Source organism: Pseudomonas fluorescens (genome assembly GCF_001648775.1).
GTDB classification, from domain to species: Bacteria; Pseudomonadota; Gammaproteobacteria; order Pseudomonadales; family Pseudomonadaceae; genus Aquipseudomonas; species Aquipseudomonas fluorescens_M.
In genome coordinates this window covers 66,647-81,015 of the sequence record NZ_LVEJ01000009.1, presented here as the reverse complement: position 1 = coordinate 81,015, position 14,369 = coordinate 66,647, and the positions used below count along the sequence as shown (strand labels likewise).

Sequence of the window (14,369 nt, the reverse complement as noted above, 5' to 3'; positions counted from 1 at the left end):
TTCATTGATCTGAAGAATATTCATCAACGCGCGAGGCGTTGTGCCCATGAGCTGACAGCATCTTCAATCAATGCATGGGCATGAATAAAAGCGGCCTTGCCTTGACGATACGGGTCTTGTATTTCACGTTCGCTCTGCCACTTGCCGAGCAGAAATACTTTGCCTCTGGCGTGAGAGGCAATCTTCAATACTTGATTTACATGTTGTTTTTCCATCACCAGAATCAGGTCCGATTCATTGACGATGTCCGCGGTCAGTTGCCGTGCCGTGAAGCCCTCGGCGCTGTGCCCATGGTCTTCCAGCACTTGGCGGGCGGAGGCTTCGACACCCTCGCCGACCCGTGCCGACAGGCCTGCGGAGGACACTGTGATGGCCGAAGGGGCCAGCGCGTTGCGCAGCATCAGTTCTGCCGTTGGACTTCGGCATATGTTGCCCACGCAAACGACAAGGATCTTTCTGAACAAGGTTTTACTTTCCTGTGTAATGTCAAACGGCCAACATCCCGAGAGCATTTGAATGAACCCTCAAGATCTTCCTGCACTCAGAAATAGATTCGCCCTGTTAGTACCGAAGCATTAAGTACCACAGCGTTTAAAAGCGCCCCAACCACAATTAGCGGACTAAAAATAACTGTGATTTTCGGGCAATGGTTTTCCGACAAAAAATAACATTCGCGCACTAAGTGCCATCACCTCACTCGAAAATTGAGTAACGAGATAAAACATTCGTAGTTGTCACTTCTCTTCGGGAGAGCAGACATGAAATCCGTACATCTCAAAAAACTCGGCGCCCTGGCGCTGATGGTGCTGGGTGCCACTCAGGTTCACGCCAGCGAACTGTTCCCTAACCTTCCCGCCAAGAACATCGGCGTTCAGGTGAAGATCCAGAACTTCACGGCGGCCGACGCCGCACAGATCAAAACGGCGGGCTTCGGTTTTGTCCGCTTCGGCGTGTGGAGCGAGAGCCTGACTGCCAAGGCTTATCAGCAACAAGTCAGCGACGCTTTTGCAGCGGCCAAGTCCGCAGGACTGGAGGTGCTGCTGACGGTCCGCGCAATCAAGCCGTTGCCCGCCACTTCAAACGCCGAACTGGCCAGCGCCGGTGAAGGCTTCGCCAAAGCCGTGACCGGGCTGGAACAAACGTACGGCTCGCAAATGGTCGCGATTGAGTTATGGAACGAGCCGGACCTGGAAACCTATTGGCCGACGGGCAAGTTCGACACCACGTTTGTGCCGTTCATGAGCGCCGTGTGCAAGACCCTGCAAGGGCAACCGCCATCGACGCCGGTGATCGGTTACGGCTTCGCCCGGCCACCCAGCGCGGGCTCGGCCTCTACCGTGGCGCTTAATCGTATCGTCAGCGAATACCCGAAATGCCTGAGCGCGGTGTCCTATCACCCCTATGGCATGACCGCCACGCAGATCAGCAATGCACAATCGTTTATTCAGCAGAACTTCCATCTGCCGGGGGTCATCAGTGAATGGGGGATTTCGGCACTCGCGTCCAATGGCGGGCCTGAAGGGCAAGCGAGCAAGATCAACGCGTTTATCGGCGATGTTAAAAAACTCAACATCCCGCTGACCTCCATCTATGAATGGAAAAACAGCGATAGCGGCAGCAATGAACGCGAGAAGAACTTCGGCCTGCTGACCTCCGACGGACAACCGAAACCGGCGCGCATGTCGGTCGAAGCCCTGTTGAACGCCCAATAGTGCGTGCACAACCGGCCTGTACGCAGGTCGGTTGCTTTGAACCTGTTGGCTGTTTTGGCATCGTATTCATCGATAGCCCGCCCCACCTTTCAAACAATCGTTTTCAGGTTGTTGCCGCAGGGGCCATCGATACACGTACACGCCCTTGAGTGACCGTCAGCGCTCGGGTAATGTCATCAGACCCATAGGATAGAGCACGCCCATGACTTCCAAGCTGGAACAACTCAAACAATTCACCACCGTTGTTGCTGATACCGGCGACTTCGAAGCGATCGCCCGAGTCAAACCGGTCGACGCCACCACCAACCCTTCCCTGCTGCTCAAAGCGGCGGCCATTCCCGCTTATGCCGAACTGCTGAACGCTTGCGTCAGCGACTGCAAGGGCGATGTCGGCCTGGCCAGCGACCGTTTCGGCGTTGCGGTCGGCCAGGAAATTCTCAAAGTGATCCCGGGCCGTATCTCCACCGAAGTGGATGCGCGCCTGTCGTTCGACAAGGATGCCGTACTGAAACGCGCGCATCGTCTGATCGAACTGTACGACAAGGCCGGCGTTGGCCGCGATCGCGTGCTGATCAAGATCGCTTCGACCTGGGAAGGCATCCGCGCCGCCGAAGTGCTGGAGAAGGAAGGCATCCAGACCAACCTGACCCTGCTGTTCTCCTTCGCTCAGGCAGCGGCTTGCGCTGACGCCGGGGTGTTCCTGATTTCGCCATTCGTGGGCCGCATCTACGACTGGTACAAGAAGGCCAACGGCAACGACTACACCGGCGCCGATGATCCGGGCGTACAGTCGGTGACGCGCATCTACAACTACTACAAGGCCAATGACTACAAGACCGTGGTCATGGGCGCGAGCTTCCGCAATCTCAATCAGATCGAGCAACTGGCCGGTTGCGACCGTCTGACCATCAGCCCGGACCTGATCGACAAACTGGCGGCCGACACCGGCAAGCTGGAGCGCAAACTCGCACCGGGCAATGCCGGTGAAGCGCGTCTGAGCCTGAGCGAAGCGCAGTTCCGCTGGTTGTCCAACGAAGACGCGATGGCCACCGAGAAACTGGCTGAGGGCATTCGTCAGTTTGCCCGCGATCAGGAGAAGCTTGAGGCGCTGTTGCAGGCCAAGCTGTGATTTGAGTGAGTGAAATGCAAAAAGGGCGAACCTTCACAGGTTCGCCCTTTTTTTATTCTGCATTGAGAGCCGCGTTGATTGAACTGAAGCCTTCGCGAGCAAGCTCGCTCCCACAAGGGGATTTGTGAACGACGCTGATCCAGTGTGGGAGCGAGCTTGCTCGCGAAGGGGCCAGCCCAGACAACATCACTTCATGAGATCAATGCCGCTCGAGGGCATTCACCAGATCATGAAACGCTTCACGATTGGAATCGTTCAGGCCCATGAGGATCTTGTGCGCTTCCAGCACCTTGATCCGCACCACTTCCTCCGACTGGTCCTGATCCGGCAGGTCGTCCAGGCACTCCGGGCATGGCACCGGGTGGTTGACGATGTTGAACACCTGCTCGAAACCCATCGATTGCAACAGACGGGTGATGTCATCGTGGGTGGTGACGACGGTCGGCAGCAGGCCGACCTTCTGCCGCGACAGGATCGACAGTTTGGCCAGCAAGCCCAAGGTGGTGCTGTCGATGCTGCGGGTTTCGGTCAAATCGATCACGATCGCGTTGAAATTCAGCGCGGTGAAGATTTTCTCAATAGTCGCATCCAACGCCGAACACAGGGTCAGGCGAACTTCACCGACGAATTTCAGGACGAAGGTGCCGTCCTGCTCGGCGAACTGGATTCTACCGGTACTCATTAAAGATTCCTGCTCAACACCAACAGGGCGATATCATCCGGCATCTCCCCTAGCGTGGCCAATCCAAACACTTGCCGCAGACCATCCAGGCTGCCGCCCGCCGACTTCACCCGTTGAGGCAAAGCGGCTTCTTTTTCTTTGAGCGTAGGTTCTGGCAAAAGGTCCAGAATGCCATCAGACATCAGCGTCAGGCTGAACGTCGGCGGCAGCTCTAGCACGTGATCTTCGTAGGTGGCTTCATTGAAAAGCCCCACCGGCAGACCACGGCCTTCCAGATAACGAACACTGTCAGGCGTGTACAACACAGGCAACGGCAGATGGCCGCCGATGCTATAGGTCAACAAACCGGTCTCCTCGTCGATGACTCCACCGACCATCGTGACGTGTTTACCCAGCTTACAACTGATCAGCCCCCGGTTGATATGACCAAGGACTTCCGAAGGCTTGAATTCCGGCAATGTGCCGTTGCGCTTGGATTCGAACAGCAAGCGCGTGGTCATGAACTTCAACAGCACGGTGACAAAGGCTGAAGAGGCGCCATGACCGGAAACATCTGCCAGGTAAAAAGCGACCCGGCGCTCGTCGACACGGAAATAGTCGACAAAATCACCCGACAGGTACAACGACGGGATGATCTGGTGGGCAAACTTGAACTCGTCAATGCTCCACGGGCTTTCCGGCAGCATGTTCATCTGCACCTGGCGACCGGCGTTCTGGTCTTCCTGGAGCAGGTTGAGGCTGGCCGCAAGCTCGCGGTTGGCCTTTTCCAGCTTCTCGCGGTAGCGCTGGTTTTCCAGCAGCAGGCGCGCACGATCCAGGGCCCGGCGCACAGAGTGCTCGAGCACAGCCAGATCTTCGAGAGGCTTGATCAGGTAATCCGCCGCGCCCAGGCGCAGGGCCTCGACCGCGTCGTTCATCACGCCGGCACCCGACACCACGATGACTGGCGTTTGCGGCGACCGCTCGGTGACCTGACGGATCAGTTCGAGACCGCCCATCTGCGGCATGCGCAGATCGCAGATGACCAAGTCGGGCGTGTCTTGCTCGAATACCTGAAGACCCTGTTGGCCATTGCTGGCCTGCAGGACGCTGAAACCACTGTCTTCCAAATAGGCCGCGAGGCTCGCGCGCACTACTTCGTCATCATCGATTATCAGCAGCGTGGCACTGGTTTTTGGCATGTGGGCAAACGGCGCCAGAATTAGGTTGGCGTAGTTGGCGGGGCATCGGGCCCTGCGCAGACTACTGGATTCGCTTTCTAGCCTCTCTGCTGCACCGCTTTCGAGCATTGGCTCCAAACGCGATTGCACCAGAGGTGCCCTTCTAAGGCGCAGACGGTACTCCCATCCGCAGAGCGTTTCAAGCATGCGCCGATGGTCGCTTGACGACTTTACTTGTCAAATCACCGAGAGTTATAAGAACAGCTCAAACCGTAACCCAATGGAAGGACGGAACCATGAGTCAAACCGGTCGGGACTACAGCGAAAAGCGCGATTTCATCCGCATGCGGGTCGATGCCGATGTCGTGTTGATTCATGCAGGCGATCAGGTTTCAGCGACCTGTATCGATCTGTCCAGCAGTGGCATGCAGGTCGAAGCACCGCGCCAGTTCGCGGTTGGCGACCGTTTGCGCGTGCGCATCGACTCCGATCACGCAGCGCTCAGCGGCCTCGAGGCAGAGACTGAAGTGGTGTGGGTCAAGGCGCAGGAAGGCGACAGCCAGAGGCTCGGCCTGAGCATCCTCGAGATGAAATAGCTGCACACAAAAAAGGCGACCCGAAGGTCGCCTTTGTTTTTACCGGTCGAGATTAAAAATCGTCTTCGACCTGGCCATCCTTCACTTTGAATTCGCGGTTCTGCAAGTAAGCGTTGCGGATGAAGGTGTACTTGTCGCCGCTGATCAACTTCTCGCTCGACAGCAGGCTGGCGCGGGTGTCGACGATGTTCAGGCCGAAGATCGAGTTACGCACCGGCACATCGTTGATGTAACGATACATGCCGGTGTAGCTGTCGACGTACTTCGAAGGCGCGTCACGCAGCGTGCTCGGGCCCATCAGTGGCAGCATCACATACGGACCGCTGCCCACGCCCCAGTAACCGAGGGTCTGACCGAAGTCTTCGTCGCTGCGGTTCAAGCCCATTTTGGTGCCGACATCGAAGAAGCCGAGCAGACCGAAGGTGGTATTGAAGATCAGGCGAGCGGTGTCAACGCCTGCAGCAGCCGGTTTGGCTTGCAGAATGTTGTTCGCCAGGTTGGTGACATCGCCAACGTTGCGGAACATGTTGTGGATGCCGTCTTCGAGAAACTGCGGCGTGACGAACTCATAGCCCTGGGCCAGTGGCTTCAGCGCATAAGTGTCAACGAAGTCGTTGAACTGGAAAATCGGGCGGTTGACGCTTTCCCAAGGGTCTTCTTCCGTTGCGGCCTGAGTGGCGAACGGCGCCAGCAACAGGCCGGCACATACACTTAGCTGAGCGAGCGGGTAGCTCCAGCGCATAGAAAAACTCCTTGGAATGGTACTGTCGCGGACATCTGAGCCCGGGATTAAGGCCGCTAGTATAAGCGTAAAAGCCGGTTTGGACAGTCCACCCTATGCAGCGTTCTGTAGGACACTTCACTCGCCGCCCTTCACAGCGCTGTCATCCAACTGTCACTGACACGCCCTAGCCTGATCGTTATTTCAGGGACGTTGCCATGACACACGCTGAAACCTTGCCCCTCGCCGCGTCCAGCCTGACCGCTGTGCTGTTCGGACTCAGCGGTTGTCTGGTGGATTTTGGCGCCCGTGCCCGGCAACAGACCATCGCCCTGCCCGAGTACGCCGAAGCCACGCCGGGCGCACTCGACAGCCTGCAGAGCTTGCAGCGTCAGCACATTCCCTGCGCCTGGCTGGATGAACTGCCCCCTGCCCTCGCCCAACCGTTGTCGGCCTCCTTACCGGCGTGGATCAGGCCGGCGCAACATTCAGCAACAAACAATCCGTGGCCAGCCCCGAACGCCTGCTGGCAAGCCCTGATGGATTTAAATGTCGGCAGCCTCGACGGCTGCGTTCTGGTCAGCGGCGAGCCGCGTCTGCTGCAAGCCGGCCTGAATGCCGGACTGTGGACCATCGGCCTCGCCTCCTGCGGTTCACTGTGCGGCCTGGCGCCGGGCGAATGGCAAGCCTTGAGCCAGAAACAACGCGAACAGTTGCGCGGCAAGGCAACCATGCAGCTGTTCGGCCTCGGCGTGCATTCGGTGATCGATCACTTGGGCGAACTCGACACCTGCCTCGCCGACATCAGTCTGCGCCGGCTCAAAGGCGAAAAGCCCTGATCGGGATCATGCAGGTTTGACGGGAGTGGATTAATCTAAAGGTCAGCCATAGACCTTTGGCGCGCGGCTGCGGTCAATGCCAGTGCCTCTCGATAAAAGGAAAACACCATGCCCGCCCAAGAACTGCAAAAACAGCTCGAAACCCTGCGCGAGCAGCTGGAGCAGAATCCGCCGCTGTCGGAAGTCGAGCGTGAAGACCTGCGTGCGCTGATGGCGCAGATTGAATCGGAAATTCAACTGGAAAATGCCACGCAAGACGCGAGCATCGCCGATGGCGTGAACCTCGCGGTCGAACGCTTCGAAGTTGAACACCCGGCCATCGCCGGCACCCTGCGCAACATCGTCAATGCGCTGGGCAGCATGGGGATCTGATTCCCCGCCCTACAAAAAAGCCCTGCCAGCGATGGCAGGGCTTTTTCATTTCCGGACTTGAAACACAGTCCCCTGTGGGAGCGAGCCTGCTCGCTCCCACAGGGGATATCGCACATTCCGGATCTTTATTGACGCACGAGGCGGTGGTTCGGCAGCTGTACGCTTTCGGTGCTGCGATACGGATTGATATCCAGACCGCCGCGACGCACATAACGTGCAAACACGGTGAGTTTCTCCGGTTTCAACAAGCGCTGCAGATCAAGGAAAATCCGCTCCACACACTGCTCATGGAAGTCCGAGTGCTGACGGAAGCTGACGATGTACTCGAGCAAGCTGGCGTGATCCAGCGCCGAGCCACGATATTCCACCACCACCGTGCCCCAGTCCGGCTGACTGGTCACCGGGCAGTTGGATTTGAGCAGATGGCTGTAAACCGTCTCCTCGACGATCCGCGAGTCATCGCAACGCAGCAGTTCCGGGCGCGGATGCTCATAGTTGCTGACGCTGATCTCCAGATCATCGATGCACACGCCGGGCAGCGCCACCACGCCTTCCGCTTCAACGTCCTTCAGGCTGCGAACCCGCACGCCGACCGGTTTGCCCGCGGCGGCAGACAAGTCCTTGACCAGCGTCGCTTCCAATGCGCCGACGTCGGCAAACGGCGTCTGGTTCAGCGAGTTCAGATACAGCTTGAACGACTTCGACTCGATGATGTTCGGCGAATCCGCCGGAATGCTGAATTCGCCGATCGCCACCACTGGCTTGCCGGATGGCAGCAGCCACGACAGCTCGAAGCAGTTCCAGAAGTCCACACCTTTATACGGCAGGGTGTCGGCGGTCAGGCCCAGCTCGGCCCATTTCGCGTTGCGCGGAATCGGGAACAGCAGGGACGGCGTGTACGTGGCGATGTATTCGCTGGATTTGCCCAGCGGCGAGTGTTCGGCTGCGGGATGCATGGCGGAAACCTGACTGAAGAATCAGCGGATTCTACCAGCCTTTGCCCGCGCCTTTGAGTGCTTACTGACTGACAGTCAGTTTGCCGACCATGCCCGCCTGGTAATGCCCGGGAATATTGCAGGCGAATTCCAGACTGGTGGCCTTGCTGAAGGTCCAGGTCAGCTCGGCGGTCTTGCCCGGTTCGACCAGCATACTGTTCGGGTCGTCGTGCTTCATGCCATGGCCCATCGCTGCGTGATCCATGCCGGCCATGTCGTGGGACATTTCCTTCATGCCGGTAGGCGTGAGCATGCCGCTTTGCTGCATCTGCAACATTTCCTGCTGGTGTCTGGCATGCATTGCCGCGTCACCGAGGTTGAATTCGTGCAACAACTGGCCTTTATTCACCAAGACAAAACGAACCGTCTCACCGGCCTTGATCTGAATGGCCTTGGGATCGAACGACATGTCGTTCAACACCACCTCAATGCTGCGCGTGGCTTTGGCGGCCGGTGCTGGCTGGCCAAAATCGTAAGTGTGGGCCGGCGCGGCCCAGACTGGCGAACTCAGCGCCAACAGACAAGCGGCCAACGTCAGGGATTTGCGCGAAAACATGGTCATACTCCAACAAGATAAGGTTCAGCCTGTGGGAAACTCTAGCCGGCCTGCGCTGGCATCTACCTGACAGGCAGATTACAACTTTGTCAGGTTGGCACTTGTCGCTTGCTGTCGCGGTATAAAGCGTTCGTTTCTACACCCCCGAACAAACCCGAGCTACCCATGAAACTGTTGATCGTCGAAGACCAAGCGAAAACCGGCCAATACCTGCGCCAGGGCCTGACCGAGGCCGGGTTCAACACTGAACTGGTGGCCGACGGCAACAGCGGCCAGCAACTGGCACTAAGCGGCGATTACGCACTGCTTATCCTCGACGTGATGCTGCCCGGTCGCAGTGGCTGGCAGATTCTGCAAGCGGTGCGCAGCGCCGGGCTGGATACGCCGGTACTTTTTCTCACAGCCAAAGACGCGGTGGAGGACAGGGTTCATGGCCTCGAACTCGGCGCCGACGATTACCTGGTCAAACCGTTCGCCTTCTCCGAACTGCTGGCACGGGTGCGCAGCCTGTTGCGTCGTGGCAGCGCTACACCCCAGGAAACCAGTCTGCAACTGGCGGATCTGCGCCTGGACCTGATCCGTCGTCGGGTCGAGCGCAGTGGCCAGCGCATCGATCTGACCGCCAAGGAGTTCGCGCTGTTGGAAATGCTCCTGCGTCGCCAAGGTGAAGTGCTGCCGAAATCGCTGATCGCCTCGCAAGTCTGGGACATGAATTTCGACAGCGACACCAATGTCATCGAAGTCGCGATCCGCCGTTTACGCCTGAAAATCGACGACGAATTCCCTCACAAACTGATCCACACCGTGCGCGGCATGGGGTACGTGCTTGAAGAGCGTTGCGCCTGATGCGCCGCTTGTCCCTCAGTTCACGCCTGGCCTTGTTGTTTGCCGCCTGCACCGCCGTGGTTTCACTGTTCGCCGGGGTGTTGTTCACCCGAGCCAGCGAGGCGCATTTCATCGAACTCGATCAACAGCAACTGGACGGCAAACTGATCGGCCTGCGCCGCGCCTTGCAGGATGTTCAGCCCGCGCAACGTCAGGCGCGGCTGGCGGATGAGCTGAGCCGCCAGGCCGATCTGTCGCTGCGCATCACTGGCAGTGACGGCCAACGCTGGTACGACAGTTCAACGCAGATTCCCAAGGATTTGCCACAACAATCCGGCCTGTCGACAATCAGCAATGACGGCGCGGACTATCGCGTGCTCAACGCCCCGCTCTACCCGGACAAAACCGATTCGCCGCAATTGACCTTGCTGCTCGACATCACCCATCACCAACACTTCCTACAACGCATGCAGAACTTGATCTGGCTCACCGTTGGCCTTTCGGCGTTGGCCACTGCCTTACTCGGCGCGTGGGCGGCACGCAGTGGATTAAGGCCGTTGCGGCGCATGAGCGCAGTCGCCCGTGGGATTTCCGCACAATCGCTGAATGCCCGACTGCCAGAAGCGCAAATGCCGCCAGAGCTCGCGGAAATGGCCCACAGCTTCAACGCCATGCTCGCACGCCTCGACGACTCGTTTCAGCGGCTCTCGGCGTTTTCCGCCGACATCGCCCATGAACTGCGCACACCGCTGTCGAACCTGCTGACCCACACCCAGGTCACCCTCACCCGCCCTCGACCGATCGAGGATTACCGTGAAGCGCTGCACAGCAACCTCGAAGAACTGCAGTGGATGGCGCAACTGGTCAACGACATGTTGTACCTCGCCAAGGCTGACCACGGCTTGCTAATGCCCAAGCGCGAACCGCTGGAACTGGCGGATGAGAGCGATGTGTTGTTGGAGTTTTTTGCGCCCTTGGCTGAGGACGCCGGGGTCAAGCTGACGCGTGAGGGCAATGCGCAGATCGAAGGTGACCGCAGTATGTTGCGGCGGGCCTTGTCGAATTTGCTGGATAACGCGCTGCGGTTTACCCCGGCTGAGGGCGCGGTGAATGTGCGAATCGTTGATGTATCGAACGCTGTGCGGGTTTCAGTCGAAAACAGTGGTGAGGGGATTTCTGCGGAGTTGTTGCCACGGCTGTTTGACCGTTTTTATCGAGCGGATCCGGCGCGGCAGGAAGGCAGCAGTGAGCATGCGGGGTTGGGGCTGGCGATTACTCAATCCATCGCCCGGGCCCATGGTGGGCAGATTCATTGCGAATCAGAGGCGGGATGGACGCGGTTTGTGATTGAGTTGCCCAAGCAGAATTGAGGCCAGCCATTCAGGCCCCTTCGCGAGCAAGCTCGCTCCCACAGGTATCGAGTTGAATCACAATTTGTGAACGACCCAAAACCCTGTGGGAGCGAGCTTGCTCGCGAAGACGGACTTGAACTCAGGAATATCTCAGCGCGTGAGCCGGCTCGATCTTCGCCGCCCGCCAAGCCGGATACACCGTCGCCAAAAAGCTCAGAATGAATCCCGCCGAGCAGATCAACAGCACATCCCCACCCTGCAATTCCGACGGCAGATTGCTGACGAAATACACGTCCGAACTGAAAATATGCTGCCCGCTCACGCGCTCGACCCAACCGACCAGTTCGCTGACATTCAGCGCCGCAATCACGCCCAGCACACCGCCAATAAGAGTGCCGACAATGCCGATCACCGTGCCCTGCACCATGAAGATCGCCATGATCTGCCGTGGCGTGGCGCCGATGGTGCGCAGAATCGCGATGTCCGCGCCCTTGTCGTTCACCACCATGATCAGGGTCGCGATGATGTTGAACGCCGCCACCGCGACGATCATCAGCAACAGCAGGCCGATCATGGTTTTTTCCATTTTCATCGCACTGAACAGACTGCCCTGAGTGTGGGTCCAGTCGTCAGCCTTGAACTCGGCCCCCAAACCGGCGGCGATGTCCGCGGAGACTTTCGGTGCGGCGTACAGATCTTTCACCGCCAGACGCACGCTCTGCACCTGATTCGGCTCCCAATGCTGCATGGTCGCGGCGTCAGCCACGTGGATCAGGCCCATCGAGCCGTCCAGCTCAGCGCCGACCTTGAACACACCCACTACATTCAGACGCTGCATGCGCGGGGTGATGCCGCCCGGTGCGGTGCTGACTTCAGGGACGATCAGGGTGATTTTGTCGCCGACGTTGAGACGGAAACGACGCGCAGTAATCTCACCGATCACCACACCGAACTCACCCGGTTTCAACGCGTCGAGGCGGCCCTGCACAATGTGCTGGGCAACGATCGACACTTTGCCTTCCTGAGCCGGATCAACACCGCTGATCTGGATCGGCTGCATCAAGCCCTTGTAGGAGAGCATGCCTTCCATCTCAGTGAACGGCACGGCGGCGGTCACTTCAGGATTTTTCATCGCGGCGGCAGCCACCGGCTGCCAGTCATCAATCGGCTTGACGCCAACGATGGTGGCGTGCGGCACCATGCCGAGGATGCGCGAGCTCATTTCGCGCTGGAAGCCGTTCATCACCGACAACACCACGATCATCGCCAACACACCGAGGGCGAGGCCGATCATCGAGGTCATCGAAATGAACGAAACAAAGCGATTGCGGCGCTTGGCGCGGGTATAGCGCGTGCCGATAAAGATCGATAACGGTCTGAACATTCGCTGGGGCACCGTAAAAAAATAAAAGACCCGACGCCTTTTCAGGTGTCGGGTTTCAGCCAATCAGATAGGCGTGAGGCAACCTTCTTGCAGGTGCAGTACACGATCCATCTGGCGGGCCAGGTTCATGTCGTGAGTCACCACCAGGAACGCCGTGCGCATCGAGGTGCTGAGTTCCAACATCAGATCCTGAATGCCTTGCGCGGTGTGCGAGTCGAGGTTGCCGGTCGGCTCATCGAGCATCACCAGGCCCGGTTTGTTCACTAGAGCACGGGCGATGGCCACACGTTGACGCTCACCACCGGACAGTTCGGACGGTTTGTGCTCCAGACGATGGCCGAGGCCGACGCGCTCCAGCAATGCCGTGGCACGCTGACGGGCTTCCGGGATCGGCGTCTTGCCGATCAGCAGGGGCATGCAGACGTTTTCCAGCGCAGTGAATTCCGGCAGCAAGTGGTGGAACTGGTAGACGAAACCGAGCGAACGGTTACGCAGCAGGCCACGCTTCTTCTCGCTCAGCGCCGACAGTTCTTCACCGTCAAGCCAGACACTGCCCTTGGTCGGCGTATCGAGGCCGCCGAGCAGGTTGAGCAACGTACTTTTGCCCGAACCCGAGGTGCCGACAATTGCCACACGCTCGCCCGGGTGCAACTCCAGTTGCAGGCCGGCGAGGACTTCTACCGATTCCGGGCCTTCCTCGTAGGATTTGCCCAGGTTGCGGCAGCTCAAGATTGCTTGTTCACTCATGCCCGACTCACTCATAACGTAGCGCCTCCGCCGGCTGGGTGCGCGCGGCACGCCAGGCTGGATACAGGGTGGCGAGGAAACTCAGGACCAACGCCGCCGCGCAGACCATGACGACATCCTGGCTCTGCACCTGCGACGGAAGATAATCAATGAAATACACGTCAGCATTAAGGAATTTGTGGCCGATCAGGCCTTCCAGTGCCGAAATCGCGGCGCTGACATTAAGCGCGGCGAAAATCCCCACCACCGCGCCAATCGCCGTACCGACCACACCGATCACCGTGCCCTGCACCATGAACGTGCGCATGATCGTGCCCGGCGTCGCGCCCAAGGTGCGCAGAATGGCGATGTCACCCTTCTTGTCGTTGACCACCATGACCAGCGTGGAAATGATGTTGAACGCAGCTACAGCAACGATCAGCAGCAACAGCAGGCCGATCATGGCTTTTTCCATGCGGATCGCCTGATACAGATTGCCGTGGGTGCGCGTCCAGTCGCGGGCGTAGTAATGGTCTTCGCCAAGCTGCTGAGCGATGTTCCATGCCACACGCGGCGCCTGGAACAGGTCGTCGAACTTCAGGCGAATGCCCTGCACCTGATCAGGCTTCCAGCGGTGCATCTTCGCCAGATCCTGCAGGTTGGTGACGCCCAGATAGCCGTCGAGCTCACCGGCGCCGACATGGAAAATGCCGACCACGGTGAAGCGCTTCATGCGCGGGAACATCCCGGCCGGGGTCACGCTGACCTCCGGCGCGACGAAGGTGACCTTGTCACCGAGGCCCACGCCGAGTTTGGTCGCGGCCTTGTCGCCGATGACGATGCCGAAGCTACCCGGCGTCAAATCGTCGAGTTTGCCCTGCTTCATGAAGTTGTCGATGATCGACACATTGCGTTCGAGCGCGGGGTCGATGGCATTGAGCAACACCTTGGACACCTGGCCGTGATTGGTCAGCAGGCCCTGCATCTGGGTGAACGGCGCAACGGCCGTCACCTGCGGGTTCTGCTTGACCTGGGTCGCCAGGCTTTGCCAATCGTTGATCGGCTCGGTGGATTCAATGGTCGCGTGGGGCACCATGCCCAGCACGCGGGTGCGCATCTCATGATCGAAGCCATTCATCACCGACAGCACGACGATCATCACGACCACGCCAAGGGCGAGCCCGATCATCGAAGTCAGGGAAATGAATGACACAAAATGATTGCGACGCTTTGCACGGGTATAACGCGTGCCGATAAATACGAAGAGAGGTCTGAACATGTCGGGGCTTGTTCGGAGGGAAAAGGAACGTCCTTGTGGCG

The 14,369-nt window shown here is 58.7% G+C and carries 16 protein-coding genes; 7 read left to right on the top strand and 9 right to left on the bottom strand.

From position 1 onward, the window contains the following. Nucleotides 1–23: 23 nt before the first annotated feature. A complete protein-coding gene (locus A8O26_RS10160; protein ID WP_064117874.1) occupies nucleotides 24–464 on the bottom strand; it encodes a low molecular weight protein-tyrosine-phosphatase in 441 nt (146 codons plus the stop codon). Between the two features lie 294 nt (nucleotides 465–758). On the opposite strand from A8O26_RS10160, the gene A8O26_RS10155 reads away from it, so the two are divergent. Continuing rightward, the gene (locus A8O26_RS10155; RefSeq protein WP_064117873.1) at nucleotides 759–1,712 is read left to right on the top strand and encodes a cellulase family glycosylhydrolase; all 954 of its coding nucleotides are present in this window, start codon (nucleotides 759–761) and stop codon (nucleotides 1,710–1,712) included. Nucleotides 1,713–1,914: 202 nt separating this feature from the next. Beyond that, on the top strand, nucleotides 1,915–2,841 hold the full coding sequence (gene tal, locus A8O26_RS10150; RefSeq protein ID WP_064117872.1) for a transaldolase: 927 nt from the start codon (nucleotides 1,915–1,917) through the stop codon (nucleotides 2,839–2,841). Between the two features lie 199 nt (nucleotides 2,842–3,040). On the opposite strand, the gene rssC is transcribed toward tal, so the two are convergent. After that, nucleotides 3,041–3,523 (bottom strand): anti-sigma factor antagonist RssC, encoded by a 483-nt coding sequence (rssC, locus tag A8O26_RS10145; RefSeq protein WP_042560140.1) that lies wholly within the window; start codon nucleotides 3,521–3,523, stop codon nucleotides 3,041–3,043. After that, complete coding sequence (gene rssB, locus A8O26_RS10140) at nucleotides 3,523–4,704, bottom strand: two-component system response regulator RssB (RefSeq protein ID WP_064117871.1); 1,182 nt, start codon at nucleotides 4,702–4,704, stop codon at nucleotides 3,523–3,525. The genes rssC and rssB overlap by 1 nt, the downstream gene beginning before the upstream one ends. Before the next feature lie 275 nt (nucleotides 4,705–4,979). Here rssB and A8O26_RS10135 point away from each other — a divergent pair, with 275 nt between their 5' ends. Next, nucleotides 4,980–5,279: a PilZ domain-containing protein gene (locus tag A8O26_RS10135; RefSeq protein ID WP_064117870.1), complete on the top strand. Its 300-nt coding sequence runs from the start codon at nucleotides 4,980–4,982 to the stop codon at nucleotides 5,277–5,279. A gap of 52 nt (nucleotides 5,280–5,331) precedes the next feature. On the opposite strand, the gene A8O26_RS10130 is transcribed toward A8O26_RS10135, so the two are convergent. Then, complete coding sequence (locus A8O26_RS10130) at nucleotides 5,332–6,021, bottom strand: MlaA family lipoprotein (RefSeq protein ID WP_064117869.1); 690 nt, start codon at nucleotides 6,019–6,021, stop codon at nucleotides 5,332–5,334. A gap of 197 nt (nucleotides 6,022–6,218) precedes the next feature. Between A8O26_RS10130 and A8O26_RS10125 the strand changes: the two genes are divergently transcribed. Both A8O26_RS10125 and A8O26_RS10120 read left to right on the top strand, forming a co-directional pair. After that, the gene (locus A8O26_RS10125; protein WP_064117868.1) at nucleotides 6,219–6,839 is read left to right on the top strand and encodes a hypothetical protein; all 621 of its coding nucleotides are present in this window, start codon (nucleotides 6,219–6,221) and stop codon (nucleotides 6,837–6,839) included. Between the two features lie 108 nt (nucleotides 6,840–6,947). Continuing rightward, entirely contained in the window at nucleotides 6,948–7,211 is a 264-nt protein-coding gene (locus A8O26_RS10120) for a DUF4404 family protein (protein ID WP_064117867.1), read from the top strand. Nucleotides 7,212–7,336: 125 nt separating this feature from the next. Here the strand turns inward: A8O26_RS10120 and queF are convergent, their stop codons facing one another. Together queF and copI are read right to left on the bottom strand one after the other, a co-directional pair. After that, entirely contained in the window at nucleotides 7,337–8,167 is an 831-nt protein-coding gene (queF, locus tag A8O26_RS10115; protein ID WP_064117866.1) for an NADPH-dependent 7-cyano-7-deazaguanine reductase QueF, read from the bottom strand. Between the two features lie 61 nt (nucleotides 8,168–8,228). Then, a complete protein-coding gene (gene copI / locus A8O26_RS10110) occupies nucleotides 8,229–8,762 on the bottom strand; it encodes a copper-resistant cuproprotein CopI (RefSeq protein WP_064117865.1) in 534 nt (177 codons plus the stop codon). 165 nt (nucleotides 8,763–8,927) lie between these two features. Between copI and A8O26_RS10105 the strand changes: the two genes are divergently transcribed. Together A8O26_RS10105 and A8O26_RS10100 are read left to right on the top strand one after the other, a co-directional pair. Next, nucleotides 8,928–9,608, top strand: coding sequence for a heavy metal response regulator transcription factor (locus A8O26_RS10105; protein ID WP_064117864.1), 681 nt, complete (start codon nucleotides 8,928–8,930; stop codon nucleotides 9,606–9,608). Then, nucleotides 9,608–10,957 carry a heavy metal sensor histidine kinase gene (locus tag A8O26_RS10100; RefSeq protein WP_064117863.1) on the top strand — a complete coding sequence of 450 codons (1,350 nt, stop codon included), beginning with the start codon at nucleotides 9,608–9,610 and terminating at the stop codon, nucleotides 10,955–10,957. Before A8O26_RS10105 ends, A8O26_RS10100 begins: the two co-directional genes overlap by 1 nt. Before the next feature lie 121 nt (nucleotides 10,958–11,078). Here A8O26_RS10100 and A8O26_RS10095 read toward each other — a convergent pair whose 3' ends face one another. The 3 genes from A8O26_RS10095 to A8O26_RS10085 form a co-directional block, all read right to left on the bottom strand. Continuing rightward, the gene (locus A8O26_RS10095) at nucleotides 11,079–12,323 is read right to left on the bottom strand and encodes a lipoprotein-releasing ABC transporter permease subunit (RefSeq protein ID WP_064117862.1); all 1,245 of its coding nucleotides are present in this window, start codon (nucleotides 12,321–12,323) and stop codon (nucleotides 11,079–11,081) included. Nucleotides 12,324–12,386: 63 nt separating this feature from the next. Next, complete coding sequence (gene lolD, locus A8O26_RS10090) at nucleotides 12,387–13,085, bottom strand: lipoprotein-releasing ABC transporter ATP-binding protein LolD (RefSeq protein WP_064117861.1); 699 nt, start codon at nucleotides 13,083–13,085, stop codon at nucleotides 12,387–12,389. Then, nucleotides 13,078–14,328 (bottom strand): lipoprotein-releasing ABC transporter permease subunit, encoded by a 1,251-nt coding sequence (locus tag A8O26_RS10085; RefSeq protein WP_064117860.1) that lies wholly within the window; start codon nucleotides 14,326–14,328, stop codon nucleotides 13,078–13,080. Before A8O26_RS10085 ends, lolD begins: the two co-directional genes overlap by 8 nt. Nucleotides 14,329–14,369: the final 41 nt, after the last annotated feature.

Coding starts and splice junctions, on each gene's coding strand:
- A8O26_RS10155 (WP_064117873.1), top strand. CDS start 759: ATGAAATCCGTACATCTCAAAAAACTCGGCGCCCTGGCGCTGATGGTG.
- tal (WP_064117872.1), top strand. CDS start 1,915: ATGACTTCCAAGCTGGAACAACTCAAACAATTCACCACCGTTGTTGCT.
- rssC (WP_042560140.1), bottom strand. CDS start 3,523: ATGAGTACCGGTAGAATCCAGTTCGCCGAGCAGGACGGCACCTTCGTC.
- rssB (WP_064117871.1), bottom strand. CDS start 4,704: ATGCCAAAAACCAGTGCCACGCTGCTGATAATCGATGATGACGAAGTA.
- A8O26_RS10135 (WP_064117870.1), top strand. CDS start 4,980: ATGAGTCAAACCGGTCGGGACTACAGCGAAAAGCGCGATTTCATCCGC.
- A8O26_RS10130 (WP_064117869.1), bottom strand. CDS start 6,021: ATGCGCTGGAGCTACCCGCTCGCTCAGCTAAGTGTATGTGCCGGCCTG.
- A8O26_RS10125 (WP_064117868.1), top strand. CDS start 6,219: ATGACACACGCTGAAACCTTGCCCCTCGCCGCGTCCAGCCTGACCGCT.
- A8O26_RS10120 (WP_064117867.1), top strand. CDS start 6,948: ATGCCCGCCCAAGAACTGCAAAAACAGCTCGAAACCCTGCGCGAGCAG.
- queF (WP_064117866.1), bottom strand. CDS start 8,167: ATGCATCCCGCAGCCGAACACTCGCCGCTGGGCAAATCCAGCGAATAC.
- copI (WP_064117865.1), bottom strand. CDS start 8,762: ATGTTTTCGCGCAAATCCCTGACGTTGGCCGCTTGTCTGTTGGCGCTG.
- A8O26_RS10105 (WP_064117864.1), top strand. CDS start 8,928: ATGAAACTGTTGATCGTCGAAGACCAAGCGAAAACCGGCCAATACCTG.
- A8O26_RS10100 (WP_064117863.1), top strand. CDS start 9,608: ATGCGCCGCTTGTCCCTCAGTTCACGCCTGGCCTTGTTGTTTGCCGCC.
- A8O26_RS10095 (WP_064117862.1), bottom strand. CDS start 12,323: ATGTTCAGACCGTTATCGATCTTTATCGGCACGCGCTATACCCGCGCC.
- lolD (WP_064117861.1), bottom strand. CDS start 13,085: ATGAGTGAGTCGGGCATGAGTGAACAAGCAATCTTGAGCTGCCGCAAC.
- A8O26_RS10085 (WP_064117860.1), bottom strand. CDS start 14,328: ATGTTCAGACCTCTCTTCGTATTTATCGGCACGCGTTATACCCGTGCA.